The organism is Paenibacillus elgii NBRC 100335 (genome assembly GCF_004000865.1).
Lineage (GTDB): Bacteria > Bacillota > Bacilli > Paenibacillales > NBRC-103111 > Paenibacillus_G > Paenibacillus_G elgii.
The window spans coordinates 16,214-34,166 of the sequence record NZ_BIMB01000056.1 but is presented as its reverse complement, the minus strand read 5'-3'; the positions used below and the strand labels follow the sequence as shown (position 1 = coordinate 34,166).

Annotated in this window: 19 protein-coding genes; 6 read left to right on the top strand and 13 right to left on the bottom strand. The window is 55.2% G+C overall.

The features are described from left to right. Positions 1–54: 54 nt before the first annotated feature. Positions 55–1,137 carry a LacI family DNA-binding transcriptional regulator gene (locus PEL01S_RS28680; protein WP_174807024.1) on the bottom strand — a complete coding sequence of 361 codons (1,083 nt, stop codon included), beginning with the start codon at positions 1,135–1,137 and terminating at the stop codon, positions 55–57. Between the two features lie 175 nt (positions 1,138–1,312). Between PEL01S_RS28680 and PEL01S_RS28675 the strand changes: the two genes are divergently transcribed. From PEL01S_RS28675 to PEL01S_RS28665, 4 genes are all read left to right on the top strand, one after another. Beyond that, positions 1,313–2,077, top strand: a complete 765-nt coding sequence (locus PEL01S_RS28675; RefSeq protein WP_127462686.1) for a 4'-phosphopantetheinyl transferase superfamily protein — start codon at positions 1,313–1,315, stop codon at positions 2,075–2,077. 147 nt (positions 2,078–2,224) lie between these two features. Continuing rightward, complete coding sequence (locus tag PEL01S_RS35430) at positions 2,225–2,353, top strand: NAD(P)-binding domain-containing protein (RefSeq protein ID WP_255320172.1); 129 nt, start codon at positions 2,225–2,227, stop codon at positions 2,351–2,353. A 240-nt stretch (positions 2,354–2,593) separates the two neighbouring features. Continuing rightward, positions 2,594–3,289 (top strand): response regulator transcription factor, encoded by a 696-nt coding sequence (locus PEL01S_RS28670; RefSeq protein ID WP_063185546.1) that lies wholly within the window; start codon positions 2,594–2,596, stop codon positions 3,287–3,289. A gap of 2 nt (positions 3,290–3,291) precedes the next feature. Then, on the top strand, positions 3,292–4,770 hold the full coding sequence (locus tag PEL01S_RS28665; RefSeq protein ID WP_127462685.1) for an ATP-binding protein: 1,479 nt from the start codon (positions 3,292–3,294) through the stop codon (positions 4,768–4,770). Positions 4,771–4,823: 53 nt separating this feature from the next. Here PEL01S_RS28665 and PEL01S_RS28660 read toward each other — a convergent pair whose 3' ends face one another. From PEL01S_RS28660 to zwf, 8 genes are all read right to left on the bottom strand, one after another. After that, positions 4,824–5,597, bottom strand: coding sequence for a YheC/YheD family protein (locus tag PEL01S_RS28660; protein WP_063185540.1), 774 nt, complete (start codon positions 5,595–5,597; stop codon positions 4,824–4,826). Between the two features lie 253 nt (positions 5,598–5,850). After that, positions 5,851–6,438: an undecaprenyl-diphosphatase gene (locus PEL01S_RS28655; RefSeq protein WP_063185539.1), complete on the bottom strand. Its 588-nt coding sequence runs from the start codon at positions 6,436–6,438 to the stop codon at positions 5,851–5,853. Positions 6,439–6,471: 33 nt separating this feature from the next. Beyond that, entirely contained in the window at positions 6,472–7,881 is a 1,410-nt protein-coding gene (locus tag PEL01S_RS28650) for a HAMP domain-containing sensor histidine kinase (RefSeq protein WP_127462684.1), read from the bottom strand. Beyond that, positions 7,878–8,558 carry a response regulator transcription factor gene (locus tag PEL01S_RS28645; protein WP_108532079.1) on the bottom strand — a complete coding sequence of 227 codons (681 nt, stop codon included), beginning with the start codon at positions 8,556–8,558 and terminating at the stop codon, positions 7,878–7,880. Before PEL01S_RS28645 ends, PEL01S_RS28650 begins: the two co-directional genes overlap by 4 nt. Before the next feature lie 208 nt (positions 8,559–8,766). Further along, positions 8,767–9,027 (bottom strand): hypothetical protein, encoded by a 261-nt coding sequence (locus tag PEL01S_RS28640; RefSeq protein ID WP_127462683.1) that lies wholly within the window; start codon positions 9,025–9,027, stop codon positions 8,767–8,769. A gap of 66 nt (positions 9,028–9,093) precedes the next feature. Next, positions 9,094–10,677, bottom strand: coding sequence for a peptide chain release factor 3 (locus PEL01S_RS28635; RefSeq protein ID WP_127462682.1), 1,584 nt, complete (start codon positions 10,675–10,677; stop codon positions 9,094–9,096). Positions 10,678–10,751: 74 nt separating this feature from the next. After that, entirely contained in the window at positions 10,752–11,819 is a 1,068-nt protein-coding gene (locus tag PEL01S_RS28630; protein ID WP_127462681.1) for a metallophosphoesterase family protein, read from the bottom strand. A 146-nt stretch (positions 11,820–11,965) separates the two neighbouring features. Further along, positions 11,966–13,486 carry a glucose-6-phosphate dehydrogenase gene (zwf, locus tag PEL01S_RS28625; RefSeq protein WP_063185528.1) on the bottom strand — a complete coding sequence of 507 codons (1,521 nt, stop codon included), beginning with the start codon at positions 13,484–13,486 and terminating at the stop codon, positions 11,966–11,968. 235 nt (positions 13,487–13,721) lie between these two features. On the opposite strand from zwf, the gene PEL01S_RS28620 reads away from it, so the two are divergent. Then, positions 13,722–14,087 carry a hypothetical protein gene (locus tag PEL01S_RS28620; protein WP_127462680.1) on the top strand — a complete coding sequence of 122 codons (366 nt, stop codon included), beginning with the start codon at positions 13,722–13,724 and terminating at the stop codon, positions 14,085–14,087. A 94-nt stretch (positions 14,088–14,181) separates the two neighbouring features. Here the strand turns inward: PEL01S_RS28620 and PEL01S_RS28615 are convergent, their stop codons facing one another. After that, positions 14,182–14,628 (bottom strand): GNAT family N-acetyltransferase, encoded by a 447-nt coding sequence (locus PEL01S_RS28615; protein WP_127462679.1) that lies wholly within the window; start codon positions 14,626–14,628, stop codon positions 14,182–14,184. 347 nt (positions 14,629–14,975) lie between these two features. Here PEL01S_RS28615 and PEL01S_RS28610 point away from each other — a divergent pair, with 347 nt between their 5' ends. Beyond that, a complete protein-coding gene (locus PEL01S_RS28610; protein ID WP_127462678.1) occupies positions 14,976–15,671 on the top strand; it encodes a hypothetical protein in 696 nt (231 codons plus the stop codon). A 17-nt stretch (positions 15,672–15,688) separates the two neighbouring features. Here the strand turns inward: PEL01S_RS28610 and PEL01S_RS28605 are convergent, their stop codons facing one another. The 3 genes from PEL01S_RS28605 to PEL01S_RS28595 form a co-directional block, all read right to left on the bottom strand. Next, entirely contained in the window at positions 15,689–15,970 is a 282-nt protein-coding gene (locus PEL01S_RS28605) for a hypothetical protein (RefSeq protein ID WP_127462677.1), read from the bottom strand. 264 nt (positions 15,971–16,234) lie between these two features. Then, positions 16,235–16,882, bottom strand: a complete 648-nt coding sequence (locus PEL01S_RS28600; RefSeq protein ID WP_025847297.1) for a response regulator — start codon at positions 16,880–16,882, stop codon at positions 16,235–16,237. Beyond that, a complete protein-coding gene (locus tag PEL01S_RS28595) occupies positions 16,863–17,939 on the bottom strand; it encodes a sensor histidine kinase (RefSeq protein ID WP_127462676.1) in 1,077 nt (358 codons plus the stop codon). The genes PEL01S_RS28600 and PEL01S_RS28595 overlap by 20 nt, the downstream gene beginning before the upstream one ends. Positions 17,940–17,953: the final 14 nt, after the last annotated feature.

Genomic DNA, 17,953 nt, shown 5'->3' with positions numbered 1-17,953 from the left:
CCTGTGGCTTATTACCCTTCGCCGCCCCTTACCGAATCGGACGCCGCGACGGTCTTACCGCAGGATGCGGCACGATTGCCGCACGACAAGCTTCGTATCCAGCTTCAGTCTGAAGCTCTCCGATCCGCCATCCGTTTCATTCCCTCCGCCTACGCGTCTTAACACCCGCTCCGCCGCAAGCCGACCCATCTCGTAAAACGGCACGGCCACGCTTGTCAGCGGAGGGTCAGTTACGCGGGCAGCTTCCGAATCGTCATAGCCGACAATCGCATAATCCCGGCCGGGAACGTGTCCGTACTCGCGAAGTCCCTGCATCAAGCCGATCGCCATCCGGTCGTTCGAGGCGAACACCGCCTCGATCCGGCTCAGGTGCGGATGCATGGCCGACGCCGCTTTCATTCCGCTTGTTCGGCTGTAGTTGCCTTCATAGTACAGATGCGCGGGCAAGTCGCCCGCAGCCTTGGCATCCGCCGGGAGCAGACCCGCTTCGCGCATGGCCCGCATGTATCCCCGCAGCCGGTCGCCGCTGTTGGAGAATTCGGGCGAGCCGCTCAAAAATGCAATGCCCCGATACCCCAAGTCGAGCAGATGCCGTACTGCGCGGTAGCTTCCTCCCTCATGATCCGCATCCACTTCATTGAACCGCTCTCCGCTCATATGCTGGTTGATCAGGCAAAACGGGAACCCTCCGTCCTCCAATCTTTTCAGCTCCGCCCGCTCCGAGGGCGTATCCGTCGCTCCGAGGATCACGCAGGCGTCCACCTTCTGTGAACGAAAAATACCGCTGTAATCGCTTTCCTCTCCGGGAACGCGGAATTTCAGCAGCATATCGTAGCCTGAAGCCTTCACCTGTTCCCCGATACCGCTGAGCACTTCAGAGAAATAGTAGGTCGAAAAAATGTGTACTTTCGGCACATAAGGCAGCACGACACCCAAGTTGCCGCTTCGACGGCGGGCGAAGCTTTGGGCAATCGCGTTCGGATGATAATTTAATGTCTTGGCGGCCTGAAGCACCCGCTGCCGGGTCTGCTCCTTCATCGGACCGACGTCGTTGAATACGCGGGAAACTGTCGCTTCGGATACTCCCGCCAGCTCTGCAACTTCCTTTCGGGTTACGATTGCAGCCACCTCCTTCATAATAATGTACGCGCGTTCATTATCTCACGCTCCCGCTTTTTATGTCAACCCTGAATGCCGAAGTTCGCTTCAATAAAAAGTAAACATTTTCACCTATTGACAGCTGGCGAATTATAGGAAACGATTAAAACATAACGACGTTCATCAACGAACGAAAACGAGGGGAGAGGTAGTGTTGGACACCTTATTGTATTTGGAGGAACTGGCGTTAATAAGGCCTGACAGCCGTTTTAAGGCGCAGCTGTGCCTTGGCGGCCGTACATATCCATATGAAGATACGGAAGCATTGAGCATCCTGCATGAACAGGAGCTTGCTTACTACCGCAAGCTTCAATATAAAAGGAAGCATAGCTTTGTGCTCGGCCGCTACTGCGCGAAGCAGGCGATCTCCGCTTACACCCGTATGGCGGAACCTCAGCTTGGGCAAATATGGGTGCAGCCGGGGGTGTTCCAGCAGCCGGTCATCATGCTTCCACGAACCGAGCCCCTTCAGATCACCATTACACATTGCGATCATATCGCGGCTGCCGTTGCATTCCCGGAGGCCCACCCGTTAGGAATCGATTTGGAAAAAATCGACGGCGCCAACGTCAGTGCCATCGAATCGCAGATTACAACATCCGAGAAACAAATGATCGCGGACACCTCCCTTGATTACGAGGTCGCTCTCACGATGCTGTGGACCTCTAAGGAATCCTTGTCAAAAATTTTGAAGACCGGACTCATGACCCCGCTCCCCGTATATGAAATCAATCATATGGACATCAAACAAGACCGCATCGTCACCAGCTATACGAACTTCGCCCAATATAGTACCGTATCGTTCCGAGTCGGTCACCACATGTGCTCGATCACGCATCCGAAAAGAACTGAATTCAACGTGAACATCGCGGAGATTCAGCGGTTTTTCGGTTCATCGCGCGCTGTCGATGTCCGGTGACTGAGAGCTACAAGAAAGGGAGCGCGAACTATAGTACGTTCAGCCGATCCCTTCTTTTTTTGAAAACGGTTCGGTCGAATTCCGCTCGGACGACTGGCGCAAAACACCCGTATCGTTCGGACTTATCACACCCTTCCCTGGGAAGTATTGGCGACTCCTCAATATGAACCGGGCAACGCAACTGCGTTTCTGAGCGGGGATGATGCCGAGGCCAAAGAAATCGTTGTTCGATTGTCCCGCGACATCGACCTCGATCCGGTGGACGTGGGCGGTTAGCAGCAATCAAGCGCCTATATGATAGTCAATCCAAGACAAGCCCGGCAAGCAAAGGGCTTGTCTTTGTGCATATATGCCGCATGCCCCGTTAAAATACATTACGGTAGGGTATACTTCATCAATCGCGGTGGACAGTCTGGATTATATGCCTCTCGCTTGACTTGCTATCCCGCTTGGAACCCACTATGCTGGAGATAACAGACTTAACCGAACCATTCCGATTTCGATGGAGGTGCCGCCATGAAACTGCTGATCGCGGAGGACGACACGTCCGTTTGCGAAATGCTGCACTTGTTTTTTCAAAAAGAACAGTATGATACGACCTTCGTTCATGACGGGCTTAGCGCTCAAGAACAGCTTGACCGATATACGTGGGATTTCGTCATCCTGGATTGGATGCTTCCCGGCAAGGACGGGCTGGCCCTGTGCAGAGATATACGCCGTAAAGGAGAGACGCCGGTCATCCTGCTTACGGCACGAGATCAGGAGCAGGACCGGATCATGGGACTTGAGCTCGGAGCCGACGATTACGTAAGCAAGCCGTTCAGCCCGATGGAGCTGATCGCCCGCATGAAAGCCGTGCTTCGCCGATATCATCGTGGCGGTGGAGCTGAGACAGAAGGAGCGGCCGAACCGCATGAGCTGCTCAAGCACAAGACGATCGTCGTCAATCTGTCCTCCCGGACCGCCACCGTCGGCGGGAATACAATCAGCAACTTAACGCCGAAGGAATTCGATCTGCTCTCGCTGTTCGTCCGGCATCCCAGACGCGTCTTTACCCGCGAACAGCTGCTGGAAAGCATATGGGGCTACGATTATTTGGGCGAAGAGCGCACGGTCGATGTCCATATCAAGCGTCTCCGCAATAAGGTGTCCTCGCCGGAGCATCCGCTGATCGTGACCGTCTGGGGCGTAGGCTACAGGCTGGAGGATTGACGATGAAGCTGAGCGACCTGCGGCCGCGCTTCCGGTTTACGTTTTTCCAGCGGCAGTTCCTGTCCCATCTTCTTCTGTCCATGCTCATTCTCGTCCTGCTGGCCGCCGGGTTTACCTACTACATGAAGCAGCAAACGTTTAACAACGAGACGGAAGAGCTCACCAGCGTATCCAAGGGAATCGTCCGCCTGTTCGCAAAAGAAGGGGAAGATCCGACCAGCGCCTTGCAAGCGTATCGCAACCTGCTGGCCGAGCGCCGGACGTCGTTCATCCTGCTGGACCAAGCCGGCGAAATCGCCTACCGCGATCCGAAGATGCCCGGTGCGCTGCGCACCAAAGCGTTCTTGGACGAGCTGCGGTCGCACATGTCCAACACCAAGGAAAACGAAAGCTTCATCGTCGAACGCGGCGCCGAGGAGCCGTGGGTCGTCGTTTACAGACAGACCAAGCTGAAGCCGCAAAAGAACGAGCTGCATCTCTTCATCTTCTCCCCGCTCCACGGCATTCAAGAGACGATGGACACGCTTAATCAAGCGCTGATCTACATGATCGTCGTTATTTTCGTACTGGCCGTCGCCGTCAGCTGGCTATTCTCCCGCAGCATGAGCGCCAGCATCCTGTCGCTGCGCCGGACGACCCGCCAAATTGCCGCGGGAGATTATGCCGCCCGATCCACAGTCCACCGGTCGGACGAGCTGGGCGAGCTCGCGGGCGACTTCAACTCCATGGCCCAGCAACTCGAGCTCGCCCTGCACAAGCTGCAGCAGTTTGAAACGCGGCGCCGCCATTTTATTATGGATGTGACGCACGAGCTGCGTACGCCGCTCACCTCGATCCGCGGCATCATCGAAGGGCTGAAGAACGATCTCGTCCACTCGCCGGAGGAACGGGCCAATTATTACGGCATCATCGAGAAGGAAACGTTCCGCCTGATCCGGCTCATCAACGGGCTGCTCGACATGGAAAAAATCGAAAGCGGCCTCATCACGCTGAACAAAAAACGGACGCCGCTCAAAGAGCTGTTCGAAATCGTTCACGAGTCGCTCGAAGTGTTGATTGAAGAGAAGCGCCTGCACATTCTTATCGAATGCGAGCCGGACCTGCAGGTCTATGCCGACTACGACCGGCTGATGCAAATTCTCATCAATCTGGTCAAAAACAGCATCCAATTTACAGCATACGGCACGATCCGCCTGACCGGCTCGGAAACGGAAACGCATACCGTGATCGTGATCGCGGATACCGGTCGCGGCATGTCCCAGGAAGAGCTGGCGCTCATCTGGGAGCGGTTCTACAAGGCCGATCCGTCCCGGTCCAAGAGCAACAGCGAGACCGGACTCGGTCTATCCATCGTCAAGCAGCTCGTCGAAGCCCACGCAGGCACGATCGAAGCGGACAGCACGCCCGGCATCGGCACCTCGTTCACGATCGCCCTGCCCAAAACCGATCAAGCCGCATCCAAGGACGACGAAGCGGGATAACGCCGATACGGGAGCTGCGCAAGGCCCCTTCTTCCTAAAAAACGGACGGCTGCTTAGAGCCGTCCGTATGCTTTTGCGTATCGGTAAATTCTCGCGAAGATACGCTTATCCTTCAGCTTTCGGAATATATAAGGGTCGGGTGCTGTGTTAATCTCCAAAATCCACGGATGCAGCTTCTCGTCCAGCGCGACGTCCAGCCCGATTTCCTTGAGCCTTCTATACTTCAAGCGAAGCTGCCTCGCAACCGAAGTGCCGAGCCTGCGCAGCCCTGAGGTTAATCTCAACCTTTCCGCGCTCCCGGCATGCCCCCCTAGCAAAACCTCCACAGGCTTGAGCTTTCCTCCGTTATGCACGTTGGTCACGATCTTGCCCGGCGCAGCGACGCGCCCGATCAGTCCTGTCGTCTGCCAGTTCCCGGTCGGCGTCTTCTGCACCATGACGCGAAGATCGAAGCGCCGCTTCTTATATTTGAGCAGATGGATGCCTTTTTGCACCAAATACATCCGTTTTCGGGTCAATCCCGCGATATGCCTGTATAAGTCATCATATTGGGTAAAGGTATGAATTTTCGTTCCAAAATGACAGCGGTAAGACCCGCTCCCTTCGCCGGCCAGCCGCTCCACCCGCATCACGCCGATGCCGTAAGTGCCGCTGTTCGGCTTGACATAGACCATGCCGTGCCGGTCCAGCATCCCCCTCAAGCTATCGCGGTTCAGCTTGCGCGTCTCGGGAATGTATTGGGCCAGCTTCCGGTTCGGAATCACCGCCTGGGTTTTGGCCCATTTACTCACGATGTAGCTGCTGTAATTCGGTTTGATCTTCCTCATTTCATCCACCTTTCTTCCTTTGGCCGGAGAACGGCTGACACCAAGATCCCTCTGCAGCGCCTTTGACGAACCTTCTGCTCCCGCGCTCCGCTCACTCTGAGCCCTAGTCTCGTTCATCCATCATATTGTATGCCTTCCGCCGCAGCACGGTCAGGTATAGAGGCCTACGACAGGCGGCCGGGACACGCGGAGACCCCCGATTTACCGCAAAAAAAGCAGCTACCGCGATCCGGCAACTGCTCCAACAGTCTTTCTACGATTTATAGCCAAGCTTGCGCTCGATTTTTTCAAAAAACGACAAGCCCGCGGCCAACAAGCGCCGGGCGAGCGTCCATTGGGTGAACAGCTTGTTTACGGCTATGGCGGAGCCGATGCCAAGCAGCGCACCGACGGTCACATCGATCGGATAATGGACGCCGGTCCAGATCCGGGACAAAGCGATCAATGCAGCCAGCACAAGCCAGACGTATCCGTCCTTACGACGGTACAGCCAGATCGAGGTGGCGATGACAAAAGCGCCGATGGCATGGCTGCTCGGAAACGACGCATTGGCCGCATGCTGGATCAACTGATGAACCTCGTGGCTGACGAACGGCCGGTTCCGGTAAAACAACATACCGATCAGCGAGCCGATTCCCATCGCCAGAACAGCGGAACAGAGCGCGTTAGCCACCATCCGGCGGTTCTCTTGTTTTCGAGTGAACCAATACACGAGGATGCCCAAATAAAAGAAATATTCCGCATATTCCGCAAAAAAGCGCATCCACACGTTAAGCGTCGTATGATCGACAGCCAAGCCGTTGATCATTTCGAATAAATCATAATCCCATTTCAACAACATTCGCAATCTCTCCTCTTCCCGTAATCCGTTTCGTTACCGGCTGAACGGCAATTGTACCGTCACCGTTGTCCCCTGGTTCTCTTCGCTTTCCAAGCGTATGTCCCCATGATACTTCTCGACGAGCCGCTTGGCGATCGAAAGCCCCAGGCCGCTGCCGCCGCGTTTGCGGCTGCGGGCTTTGTCCACCCGGTAAAACCGGTCGAACACGTGCTCCACTTCCTCTTTCGGGATACCCATACCGTAATCGCGGATGGCGATGCGCAGTATCCTATCTTCTACCAAGACGGCTGAAACGTGGATTTTGTTTCGTTTGGTCGAATATTTCACTGCATTATCCAACAAAATCAACAAAATTTGTTTGATATGATTGGGAACCAGCCGGATTTGGACACCTTTCAGCGCATCCACCTCCGTCGTAATCTCGAACTCGGGATGAACCACGGAGACGTTCTTCACGATTTGGGCGATAGTGTCCCCCAGATCGAACAGCTCGATGGCACCGTCCGGACTCGCATTTTCCGCACGGGTAAGCTCCAGCAGCTCCTGCACGAGTCCCTTCAGACGTTCAAGCTCCTCTAGCGAAGCGAGAAGCGATTCGTCCATGAGAACCGGGTCGTGCTTGCCCCAACGGTTCAGCATTGACAAATGTCCGGAAATGATCGCAATCGGGGTCCGCAGCTCGTGCGAAGCGTCTTCTACGAATTGCTTTTGCTTGCGGAACGACGTTTCCAATTGATCCATCATCTCGTTGAACACATGGGCCAGCGCCGAAATCTCATCCTTATTATCGTAAAAAGGCACCCGCTCCTGCAGTCCGTTCCGCTGGATTCTTCTCATCGTTTCGGTTATGCTTTGCACCGGTCTTAGCAGTCGGCCGGCCAAAAGCAAGCCGCCCAGGCCGCTCAACAGTATTCCGCCGATCCCGCCCAGAATCATGACCAGCGTGATGACCCCTTTCAGCTCGTCGAACGTCTCCAGATTGCTGACGATTTCAATCGTGCCGCGGAATTTCTCCGATACGACGGGGGCGCGCAGAACGAGCAGATGCTCCTCTTGATGCCACACGCTTTCAAGCTCGGTCTTTGTGACCGGACGCGGCGCCACCCAGTCCTCCGGCAGGTCCGTAAGTACCGTCAGCACCGGCTTTCCCTCGTTGTCCAAAATTCGGATCAATTGATTTTTTTGATTGATGCTCTGAATAAAATGCTTGCTCCTGACGATTTGGCCGGCATCCAATATATCGCTTTTTTCCGTGAAATAACTTTGCAGCTCCCCCATCGTCTTGCGCACCGATTCCACTTCGCGGCTGCTCATCCATTGGTTGATGCCTATATATTGAACGGCGTTATAGACCGTGAACAAGACGAACAGCATGAAAGCCGACCATAAGGTCATCTGCCATTTGATCGGCAGCCGGGTGAAGCACCTCCGCAGCTTGTTCATGACCGGATGACGTAGCCGATGCCGCGGACGGTTTGAATATAACTCCGCTGCGCCGGATCGTCGATTTTGTTGCGCAAATAACGGACGTACACATCGACCACGTTCGTCTCGACCTCGCAATCGTATCCCCAGACCAGATCAAGCAGCATATCCCGGCTCAATACCCGGTCTCTATGATTCATGAGTACCAGCAGCAGCTCGTATTCGCGCTTGGTCAAGTCCAGGGGAACTCCAGCTTTGCTTACGGTTCTGGTCACCGGATCGAGCCGAAGATCGCGGTACGTCACCGCTTCTTGCGGCTCGGCCGTCCCCCGCTTGCTCCGCCGCATCACCGCCCGAATCCGTGCCAGCAGCTCCTCAATCGCGAACGGCTTCGACAAATAATCGTCAGCTCCGCTGTCCAGCCCCGACACGCGATCCGTGACGCTGTAGCGGGCCGTCAGTATAATGACGGGCGTCGCCAAACCCGCCTCGCGAATGCGGCGGCATACCTCGAAGCCGTGCATTCCCGGCAGCATGGCATCCAGCAGAATGGCATCCCATGCGTCACGAGTAGCGGTTTCCAGACCTTCCTGACCGCTCCCGACGACGGTAACGGCATAGCCCTGGTGCATCAATTCTAATTCCATAAAACGGGCGAAATTTCGCTCGTCTTCCACGATAAGAATCCTTTTCATCCTGTTCCCTCTGGCTGCCCTTGAAATAGTAAAAAAGCGGCAATCGTCCCGGTTCTATTATTGCCCCTCCGCCGCTTCTTTAACTATACACAACGAAGATGAAAATTCGATGAGAAAAGAGAAAAATTTCGCTTCCGCTAAAGCCCCAAAAAATAGAAAAAGGCCGGCCGGACTCCGCGTCCCAACCGACCGGGTATTCAAGGCGTGTCTAGCCTCCGTTCAAGGCAGCCCATATGTTTTGGATAAAGGAATAAGCAAGCAGGACCGCCATCGATCCTACCGAGACGATGACGTATAAGCGAAACGGGTTTTTAATACGTCCGGGGTAATGGTCCAGACGCTTGGGCGTAGATACCCCTTGGACGACATCAAAATGATGAATCGCATCGTTAAAAGGCTTCCGGTCCTCCAGAATTAACATTCGGTTCGGCTGCGTAGCGTGCAGGGCGGCATCTTCATACCCCGGCAAAACAAGAACAGCCCTTCGCTCGGCCACGAAGACCGCGAAGGGCTGCTGTTTATCGGATCGGCGCCATTAAGGTGCGGTCTCCAAAAATTTCAGGTTCGGATTTTTCTCCATCGCCGTACGCAGCGCGTATTCGTTCTCGAACAGCGCGACGTAGTTGTCCTTCTTATCCTTCACCAACTGCGAGTTGATCCGGAACTTGGCCGGATCGATGTCGTCGCCGACGAGCCACCGCGCGAACTGGTAAGTCATTCGGGAGAGCTGCACTTCGCTGCTGTACTCCGCTTTCATCCGGTATTCGAACACCTCGAATTGGAGCTGTCCGACGACGCCGAGAATCAAATCCTCGAAGCCGATCGTTTTGAACACCTGAATGGTGCCTTCCTCGGTCAACTGGTCGACGCCTTTCTGGAACTGCTTGTGCTTCAGCGCGTTTTTGACCGTCACCTTGGAGAACAGCTCCGGGGAGAACGTCGGCAGCTCGTCGAATTCCAAGCTTCCGCCTTGGCTTAGCGAATCCCCGATGCGGAAAATACCCGGGTCGAACAGTCCGATAATGTCGCCGGGATAAGCGTCCTCGACGATATCGCGGTCCTGCGCAAGAAATTGCTGCGGCTGCGCCAGCTTGATGTCTTTGCCGACCCGCACGTGCTTCACCGACATGCCTCGTTCGAATTTGCCGGAACAAATCCGCAGGAAAGCGATTCGGTCGCGGTGAGCCGGGTTCATGTTCGCTTGAATTTTGAAAATGTACCCGGAAAACTTCTCGTGCAGCGGATCGACCAAGCCTTCGTTGCTTTTGCGCGGCGTCGGTGTCGGAGCGAGCTGCAGGAAATTTTCAAGGAACGTCTGCACGCCGAAATTGTTGATTGCGCTGCCGAAGAACACGGGCGTCAGCTCGCCCTTCTGTACCTTCTCGTAGTCGAATTCGTCGCCTGCCACATCAAGCAGCTCCAAGTCCTGCACCAATTGGTCGTAAAAAAATTCGCCTGCGATTTCCTTCACAATCGGGTCGTCGTAGCCGCTCACTTTGCGCACTTGAATTTCTTTATGATCGTCGCCTTGGAACAATTCGACCTGCGTCAGCTTTCGGTCGTACACGCCGCGAAACTGTTTACCCATCCCGATCGGCCAGTTCATCGGATACGAGCGGATACCGAGCACCTGCTCCAGCTCTTCGAGCAGATCGAACGGATTTTGGCCCTCACGGTCCAGCTTGTTGATGAACGTGAAGATCGGGATGCCCCGCTTGCGGCATACCTGGAACAGCTTCTTCGTCTGGGCCTCGACCCCTTTGGCCGAGTCGATCAGCATGACGGCGCTGTCCGCCGCCGTTAACGTCCGATACGTGTCTTCGCTGAAGTCTTGGTGGCCCGGGGTGTCGAGAATATTGACCCGATGTCCTTCATAATCGAACTGCATTACACTGGAGGTGACCGAAATCCCTCTTTGCTTCTCGATTTCCATCCAGTCGCTCGTCGCATGGCGGTTCGCTTTGCGACCTTTGACCGTACCAGCCAGCCGGATCGCGCCCCCGAACAGCAGCAGCTTCTCGGTCAAGGTCGTTTTCCCCGCGTCGGGGTGGGAGATGATGGCGAAGGTGCGCCGCTTCTGTACTTCTTCATTTAATTTCTCGGATAATCCGGTGCTCATATCGGTTAATTCCTTCCTCAATCTTATTCGGTGATGCGTTCCGGAAGCTGCAGCTGCCCCCAGTCACTGTACGTTCAAGTCAGCTTGACGGTCCAGTCGGCTTCCTTCAGCCACGTTCCCGATTCGAACGCACGGCCGCGCAGCGTCACTTTGTCTTGATATACCTGCACATACAATCCTTGCGCCTTCTCCTTGGCCGCGTTTTGATAGCTGCGGTTCAGCACGCGTCCGACCGAGGAGTTATGAAAATAGTGAAAGCTTTCTTTGACGTAATGCTCCACCGTACCTTGAAAATCCTGATGCCGGTGCCCGCAGAACACGAACACGTTTTTATAAGGCTTCAGGAGCGCGCGGAATTTTTTCGCCGGAATCAATTGGTGCGATCCCCCGTCTTGTCCGGCGGGCGGCAGTGGCTGATGGGTCATGATGAAGACGGGCTTGCCGTCCTTGTGCGAAGCCAGCCGTTCCTTCAGCCAATCCAATTGTTCGTCGGAATACCATGCCCCTTCGCCTACCTCAGGCTTCTCCTGCACATAAGCCTCCTGCGACAGCAGGATCAAGTGGTATCCTTTCTCCCAAGCGTCGTGATAAGGCTTCGACAATCCGAAAAACTTCTGGAACCGCTCGCGCGATTGCCAGTCCGTTTTGCCGTTGGGCATCGTGTCTTTATTGAAAGCCCCTTTCCGGTCGATCCAAATGTCATAATAATCGTGGTTGCCCATATTGGCGTAAACCGGAGGCAGCTTGTAAGCGGACAACGTTTTTTTCAGCTCTTTATAGTCTCTCTCCCGCCCGTAGTCGGTCACGTCGCCCGTCAGAACCAGCGCCTCGACAGGCGACTGGAACTGCTTCATATCGTCAAGCGCTTGCTTCAAATGCCGGACCGTATTAGGATCATCAGGCGACACATGCAAATCGCTGAGAATCATGAACGAGAACAATGGCGCTCCCGGAGTCCCCGCCGCCGGATCGGAATTCGTCACCCGTTCCGTCTTTGGCAGCACGACATCGTCCGGCGCTTGTGCCCCGCCGACCGCCTGCCGGTCGACCGATTGCTGCAGCAGCTTGATTAGTCCTGCGAGCGCCGCCCCGATCATGACTAGAAGTCCGAGCATCCAGCGTATAAAAGCGCGTCTGGACATGTAAAGATCCCCCTTGCGTTAGCCGGCACTTTACACTCCATCATACCATATTTCAAGAGGTGAAAAAAAGACGCAACATGCGCACGCAAAAAAGAGCAGAACCCGGCGCAACCGGATCTGCTCTTTCGGTTTCTTTCGACTAGCGATTACATTTGGGTATGTCCCCAAGTGACTTCGCCTTCATCCTGCCCGTTCACCGGCCACCAGCGGAAGCCGTCTTCGGCAACGAGCTGCTGTCCCTGTTCCGGTCCCCAAGTGCCTGCCGAGTACAGATGCAAATCGTCCGTACGCTCGCCCCAGGCGGAGGCGATTTTGTCGACATATTTCCATGCCAGCGCGACCTCGTCCCAGCGGGTGAAGTACGTGGAATCCCCACGGGCGGCGTCGTAGAGCAACCGCTCGTACGCTTCCGGCGTGTTCAGCCCGATCTGGCAGCTCTGGCAGAAATCCATCGCAACCGGAACGATCGTTCCTTCCGACCCCGGCTGCTTGGCGTTCATTTTGAAATAAATGCCTTCCAGCGGATTGACGCGGAACACAAGCAGGTTCGGCTCCAGCTTATGCTTGCGCGACAAGTAAACGTTGTTCGGCACGTTCTTGAACTCGACGACCACTTCCGTCGTTTTCACCGGCAATCGTTTTCCCGTACGGATGTAGAACGGAACGCCGGCCCAGCGGAAATTGTCCACGAATACGCGGGCGGCAAAATACGTCTCCGTCGTCGACTCCGGATTGACCTTGTCTTCGTCACGGTAGCCGCGCACCTGCTCGCCTTTGATATTACCGGCGACATACTGCCCGCGTACCGTATTGGCCCGCACCTCCGCGGCCGTCTGGAAGCCGCGCAGACTGCGGAACACCTTCACCTTCTCGTCGCGGATATCCTCCGGATGCATTCGGCTCGGGGGCTCCATCGCCATAATGGCCAGCATCTGCAGCATATGGTTTTGTCCCATGTCGCGCAACGCGCCCGAATGCTCGTAATAGCCGCCCCGTTCTTCTACGCCTACGGTTTCGCTCAGTGTGATTTGAATGTTGGCGATGTACTTATTGTTCCACAGCGGCTCGAAAAAGGCGTTCGCGAACCGGACGACATTGATGTTCTGCACCATTTCCTTGCCGAGGTAATGGTCGATGCGGTAGATGTCCTGCTCCTCGAACACCTGGCGGATTTCGGCGTTCAGCTTCTCAGCGGACGGTAAGTCGTAGCCGAACGGCTTCTCGATCACAAGCCGGTGCCAGCCTGCCCCTTCGAGCAGTCCGCCCGCCTTGAGATTGTGCGACACATTGCCGAACAACTCCGGCGCCAAGGCCAAGTAAAATAACCGGTTACCGCCGATGTCGAATTTGACGTCGAGCCGGTCGGTCAGCTCGCGGAGCTGCCGGAAGCCGTCAACGTTATTAATGTCCAGCGACATGTATTCAAAATGCTCGGCAAACGCATCCCATTGCTCGTCCTTCGTCACGTTGTAGCGTGCGAATTCTTGAATCGATTCGTAGACGTCGTCGCGGAACTGGTCGTTCGTGCGCGAACGCCGCGCGAGGCCGATTACCGCAAATCGGTCGCCCAACTTGCGCTCACGGTACAGGCTGTAAAACGCCGGGAATAACTTGCGCCGGGCCAAGTCCCCGGTCGCTCCGAAAATCAAAAACACGGCACTCGTCATGGCTTCAGGTCCTCGTTCTTTCTATAGAGAATAGGAGATAAGGAACGGCAGTTGTTTCCTGTCCGTTCCCTTTACCCCTTTAGCATATCGAAAACTGCCGAGAGATTCAATACTCTGTCAAATGCAAGCGCGTTCATGAAAAATAGGCATGCGCATACGGGACATTTATCCCGTACAACCGGCACAAATGCCGCATAGTCTAAAGTGTAGAAATCAATTTCGGAGGTGACTTCGCATGAGACCGATTCATCCGATTAACGAAGAACAATGCAGGCCGTATTTCGGCCAACCGGTTTTCATTATATTGAAGAACGGTACCGAACTTGTCGGCACGCTCAGCCGGTTGGACAAAGGAAAGCTCTATTTTAACGAGACGGCGGCGGGCATTCAATCGAGTGCAAGCGCGTCCACCCAAAGCAGGCGAGGCGGAGCAAACAGCAAAAGTCTGGGAAAAGCCCGCTCCCAAACGAAAAAATCCGACAGGCCGAGAACATCCGCCGTAAACGAAGCGTTCCCCGTACCTTATCCGAACTCCGAGCTGTTTGGCAGCCCGTTTGAATTGGACATCGACAATGTTGGGGCGTTGATCGTGCCCGACTAACACGACCGAACAACGGCCCGCCTGCACAGCGCAACAACACCCAGACTTTCGCCGCCATCGGGCGGGAGAGCCTGGGTGTTGGTAGTTTCTGCGTCTAGTCCAGCCGCTTCATCATCATATAGCACCGAAGCCTGGCGTCGTAGTGAACCGTTTCGTAGCCTTTCCGTACATAGAACGTCTGTGCTTGCGTATTCGCTTCGTCCACCCATAGAACCACTTCGCGGCATCCCTGGGTCCCCGCCGTTCGCTCCGCCTGACGCATCAAGCGCGTGCCGATGCCGCGGCTCTGAAACTTCGGATTCACCGCCAGCATATCGACAGAAAGGCGCTTATCCCGCTCCGCGCGCAGCGCAATAAATCCGACCGGCAAACGTCCAGCCGAGGTATCGACGTAAGTGACACAAGATTTGAGCCGTTTGAGAATATCCGTACGGCCTACGCGAAGATCGGGTACCGTCTGCAGCGCGAAGGGAAGAAGCAGCTTTTCCACCAATCCGTATATGATGCCGTCGTCCTGCCTGGGAATACGTTTGCGGAGCATGGCTAAAACCGCCTTTCTACGCATAAAGTTTAAGTACTTTATCGTATGACAGGCGGTGGCGGAACGTTAAGAAGAAATGAATGCGAGGCGAAAAAAAGCTTGCCGGTTACTTTTTGTATTTTTTCCCGACAAACATCATAAACAGCACGCTGACAAGCAAAACGGCGGCGATGACAATCCATTGAACCCAATTCATGTGCTGACGCGAGCTCCTTTGACAGGTTTTGATTGATAAATCATCATACTGCATCCTTTTGCAGCCTGTCAAGCATGTATCCGTTTACGGACGGAATGTCTTCCGCTATAATGTAAAGAAAAATGTTCCATTGACAGTGAGGTGATCGGGCATGATCGCGCCGATTCAGAGCGTGATTCGTTCGTATCAAGTTCATAAGCAGTGGTTTGCCTTGGAAGACCGACACAGAAGACAAGATGACTTAGCAGGCAAACGTTACCGCGGACGACCGCAGAAAGGAACGGGACAACCCTCCTATGCGTTCGACCGCTTTGCTGAACGGGCGGCAGGGGATGCCAGAACCATCGTCACGGCGGCTGGCGCCTTGAAAGAAACGGCGGATAACGCCAGGGCCGCTCTGCAAAGCAACGGCGCATCGCTCCGGCTGGTGGAAGGGCTTGTCGGAGGCTACAACGAACTGGCGAGCGCATTGTCCGAAGCCGGCGTCCTTCTGCGGCCCGCATGGAGAAAGCTGGGGATCGGCGCCCCTGCCGAAGAAGAGCTTGACCGGCTTGGCGTGGTCCCGCAGGCCGACGGCACCTTAAGCTTGGACGAGCATAAGCTGCAGACGCAGCTCGACGGCGGGGACAAGCATGCGAATGCCGTACTTCAGGGTATCGACGGTTGGATATTGCGCTTGACGCAGGCGGCTGCCGCCCTGCATGCCGTCCCTCCAGCCGATCTGCTGGAGCGGCACGATACGGATGCCCGCGCGTTTGGCCACTATACGGCACTGCCGGGCAAAAGGCCGCACAGCTATTGGCCTGTTCCGCCGCTCACGGGCATTCTTATGAATGTTCGCTATTAAGAATCTTCGTTCGTGCATCAAGAAGGCTGGCGTCCGCTTCGCACCGCCAATGCGTGCCGGACGGCGGCAGCCTTCACTTTTTCCTTGCGCTCGTGCTCCGGCAGAGCAAAGAAACCATCCAGCTTGTATAAGGCGAGCAGCGCTTCCTCGGCTGCGAGACGCGCTCCCGCCTCCTGCTGCAATAAATAAAAAGCGACCTGGTAGCAATACACTTCGTACCGCTTCAACAGTTCCGTTTTTTCCCCGAACGTTATTGGAATGCTGGTTTCATTCCGGTCTTTCACGGCTAATCCGTTCATCCGGCTCTCATCTCCTCTCCTTGATGTCCACGATCCGTTGTATATATTTTACTATCCCTATGATCCGACAAACGGAACGGATTCCTCGACTTGAACATCTACACCTATATAGACGAAGGAAACGTGTCAAAACTCACATTTATTAAGAAAACTTTAAAATTGAGTATCGCGGAAGCCTACAAAATACGACATGCAAGCAAAAAAAGCTCCCAAGAAGGAAATCCCGACATCCTCGGGACCTCTTGAGAGCTTATTACCCTGATATTATTCGACCAAACCGTTCTTGTAAGCATAAATGGCGGCCTGCGTGCGGTCCTCCACTCCAAGTTTAGCCAAAATGTTGGTGACATGAAACTTGACCGTTTTGACCCCGATGAACAGCTCGTCGGCTACATCCTGATTGGATTTGCCCGCGGCGATGAGCCGGAGCACCTCCATCTCGCGCTCAGTCAATTCTTCATGCGGCTGCGCAGCCTGCTTCGGCCCGCGGAAGCGATTCATCAGCTTGGAAGCGACTTGGGATTCCAACACCGACTGGCCTTTGACGGCCGAGCGGATCGCTTGGGCGATTTCGGCAGCACGCGACGTTTTAAGCAAGTAGCTGAACGCTCCTGCTTCGATCACCGGATAAATCTTTTCGTCGTCGATAAAGCTAGTCAGCACGATCACCTTGCATTCCGGATGCTGCTGCAGCAGACGACGTGTCGTCTCGATGCCGTCCATCCCCTCCATGACCAAATCCATCAGCACGACGTCCGGCTTGTATTCCAATGCCAGCCGGATGCCTTCCTGTCCTCCGCTCGCTTCGCCGACCACCTCGATATCGTCCTCCGTGCTCAGCACGGCGGCAAGACCGATGCGAACCATTTCATGATCGTCGACCAGCAGCACTTTAATCGTCGTCTCTTCCAATCTCAAGTCCTCCTTCCGCCATAATCGGAATGCGAATCTCAATGCGCGTTCCTTTGCCCGGCGCTGTGATCAAATTAAGCGAGCCTCCGATTTCGTTCACCCGCTCCCGCATCGTCAGCAGCCCGTACGAAGCTTGTTTTTTCATATCCAACTCGAAGCCGATGCCGTTATCCCGAATGAGCAACCGCACCGCATCGCTTGACGGCTGGGTCAGCTTCACCTCCAGCTTTGTCGCTTTGGAGTGACGGAGCGCATTGGACAACGCCTCCTGCACGATGCGGAACAGGTGATCCTCAATCCCGCTCGGCAGCTTGATGTCTTCGGTCAGCTCGCAGTCGATCTGCATCGGCACCTTCGAAGACAGCTCCTGCACCAGCTCGATCAAGCCTTCGGCCAGACGCTTCCCTTCCAAATGAACGGGACGCAGGTGAAGCAGCAAAGCGCGCATCTCCGACTGTGCTACCGAAGCCATTTCCTCAATGAGAAAAATTTGCCGCTGCGCCTTTTCGAAATCTTTGTCCAACGTCCGGCCGACGGCCGTCGCCGTCATCGAGATCGCGAAGAGCTGCTGGCTCACGGCGTCGTGCAGCTCCCTCGCCAGCCGCTGCCGTTCTTCCACGATGGCCGAATATTTCGCTTTTTGCGCCAGTTGGGCATTATTGCTGGACAAGCGCTGCAGCGAGGATACTTGATCTTCCCATTTTTTGGTGATCGCATTCAATTGATCGCCGAGCCTGCCGATCTCATCCTCGCCGAGCGGCGGCACCGAACGACTCAGGTTGCCCTTCTCGAGCGACAGCATCACCTCGCGCAGCGTCTCAAGCCGGTGCTTCATCCGGCTGCTATACCATAGGCCGTACGAGCCTCCGACCGCTGCAACGATCGCAATCAACGTCAGGCTCATGCGCACGCCTTCCTGCCACGTTTCGAAAGCATTCAAGTAGCCGTTCGACTGCAGGAAATAGACGATCACGGCAAACAAAACAAGGCTGAGCCCAATCGACTCCGCCATGCTTCGCCATATCATGTTGGTTAACCGCTTGTCATGTCCGTCCATTCCTGCCGTCCTCC

Coding starts and splice junctions, on each gene's coding strand:
- PEL01S_RS28680 (WP_174807024.1), bottom strand. CDS start 1,137: ATGAAGGAGGTGGCTGCAATCGTAACCCGAAAGGAAGTTGCAGAGCTG.
- PEL01S_RS28670 (WP_063185546.1), top strand. CDS start 2,594: ATGAAACTGCTGATCGCGGAGGACGACACGTCCGTTTGCGAAATGCTG.
- PEL01S_RS28665 (WP_127462685.1), top strand. CDS start 3,292: ATGAAGCTGAGCGACCTGCGGCCGCGCTTCCGGTTTACGTTTTTCCAG.
- PEL01S_RS28660 (WP_063185540.1), bottom strand. CDS start 5,597: ATGAGGAAGATCAAACCGAATTACAGCAGCTACATCGTGAGTAAATGG.
- PEL01S_RS28655 (WP_063185539.1), bottom strand. CDS start 6,438: ATGTTGTTGAAATGGGATTATGATTTATTCGAAATGATCAACGGCTTG.
- PEL01S_RS28650 (WP_127462684.1), bottom strand. CDS start 7,881: ATGAACAAGCTGCGGAGGTGCTTCACCCGGCTGCCGATCAAATGGCAG.
- PEL01S_RS28645 (WP_108532079.1), bottom strand. CDS start 8,558: ATGAAAAGGATTCTTATCGTGGAAGACGAGCGAAATTTCGCCCGTTTT.
- PEL01S_RS28635 (WP_127462682.1), bottom strand. CDS start 10,677: ATGAGCACCGGATTATCCGAGAAATTAAATGAAGAAGTACAGAAGCGG.
- PEL01S_RS28630 (WP_127462681.1), bottom strand. CDS start 11,819: ATGTCCAGACGCGCTTTTATACGCTGGATGCTCGGACTTCTAGTCATG.
- zwf (WP_063185528.1), bottom strand. CDS start 13,486: ATGACGAGTGCCGTGTTTTTGATTTTCGGAGCGACCGGGGACTTGGCC.
- PEL01S_RS28620 (WP_127462680.1), top strand. CDS start 13,722: ATGAGACCGATTCATCCGATTAACGAAGAACAATGCAGGCCGTATTTC.
- PEL01S_RS28615 (WP_127462679.1), bottom strand. CDS start 14,628: ATGCTCCGCAAACGTATTCCCAGGCAGGACGACGGCATCATATACGGA.
- PEL01S_RS28610 (WP_127462678.1), top strand. CDS start 14,976: ATGATCGCGCCGATTCAGAGCGTGATTCGTTCGTATCAAGTTCATAAG.
- PEL01S_RS28605 (WP_127462677.1), bottom strand. CDS start 15,970: ATGAACGGATTAGCCGTGAAAGACCGGAATGAAACCAGCATTCCAATA.
- PEL01S_RS28595 (WP_127462676.1), bottom strand. CDS start 17,939: ATGGACGGACATGACAAGCGGTTAACCAACATGATATGGCGAAGCATG.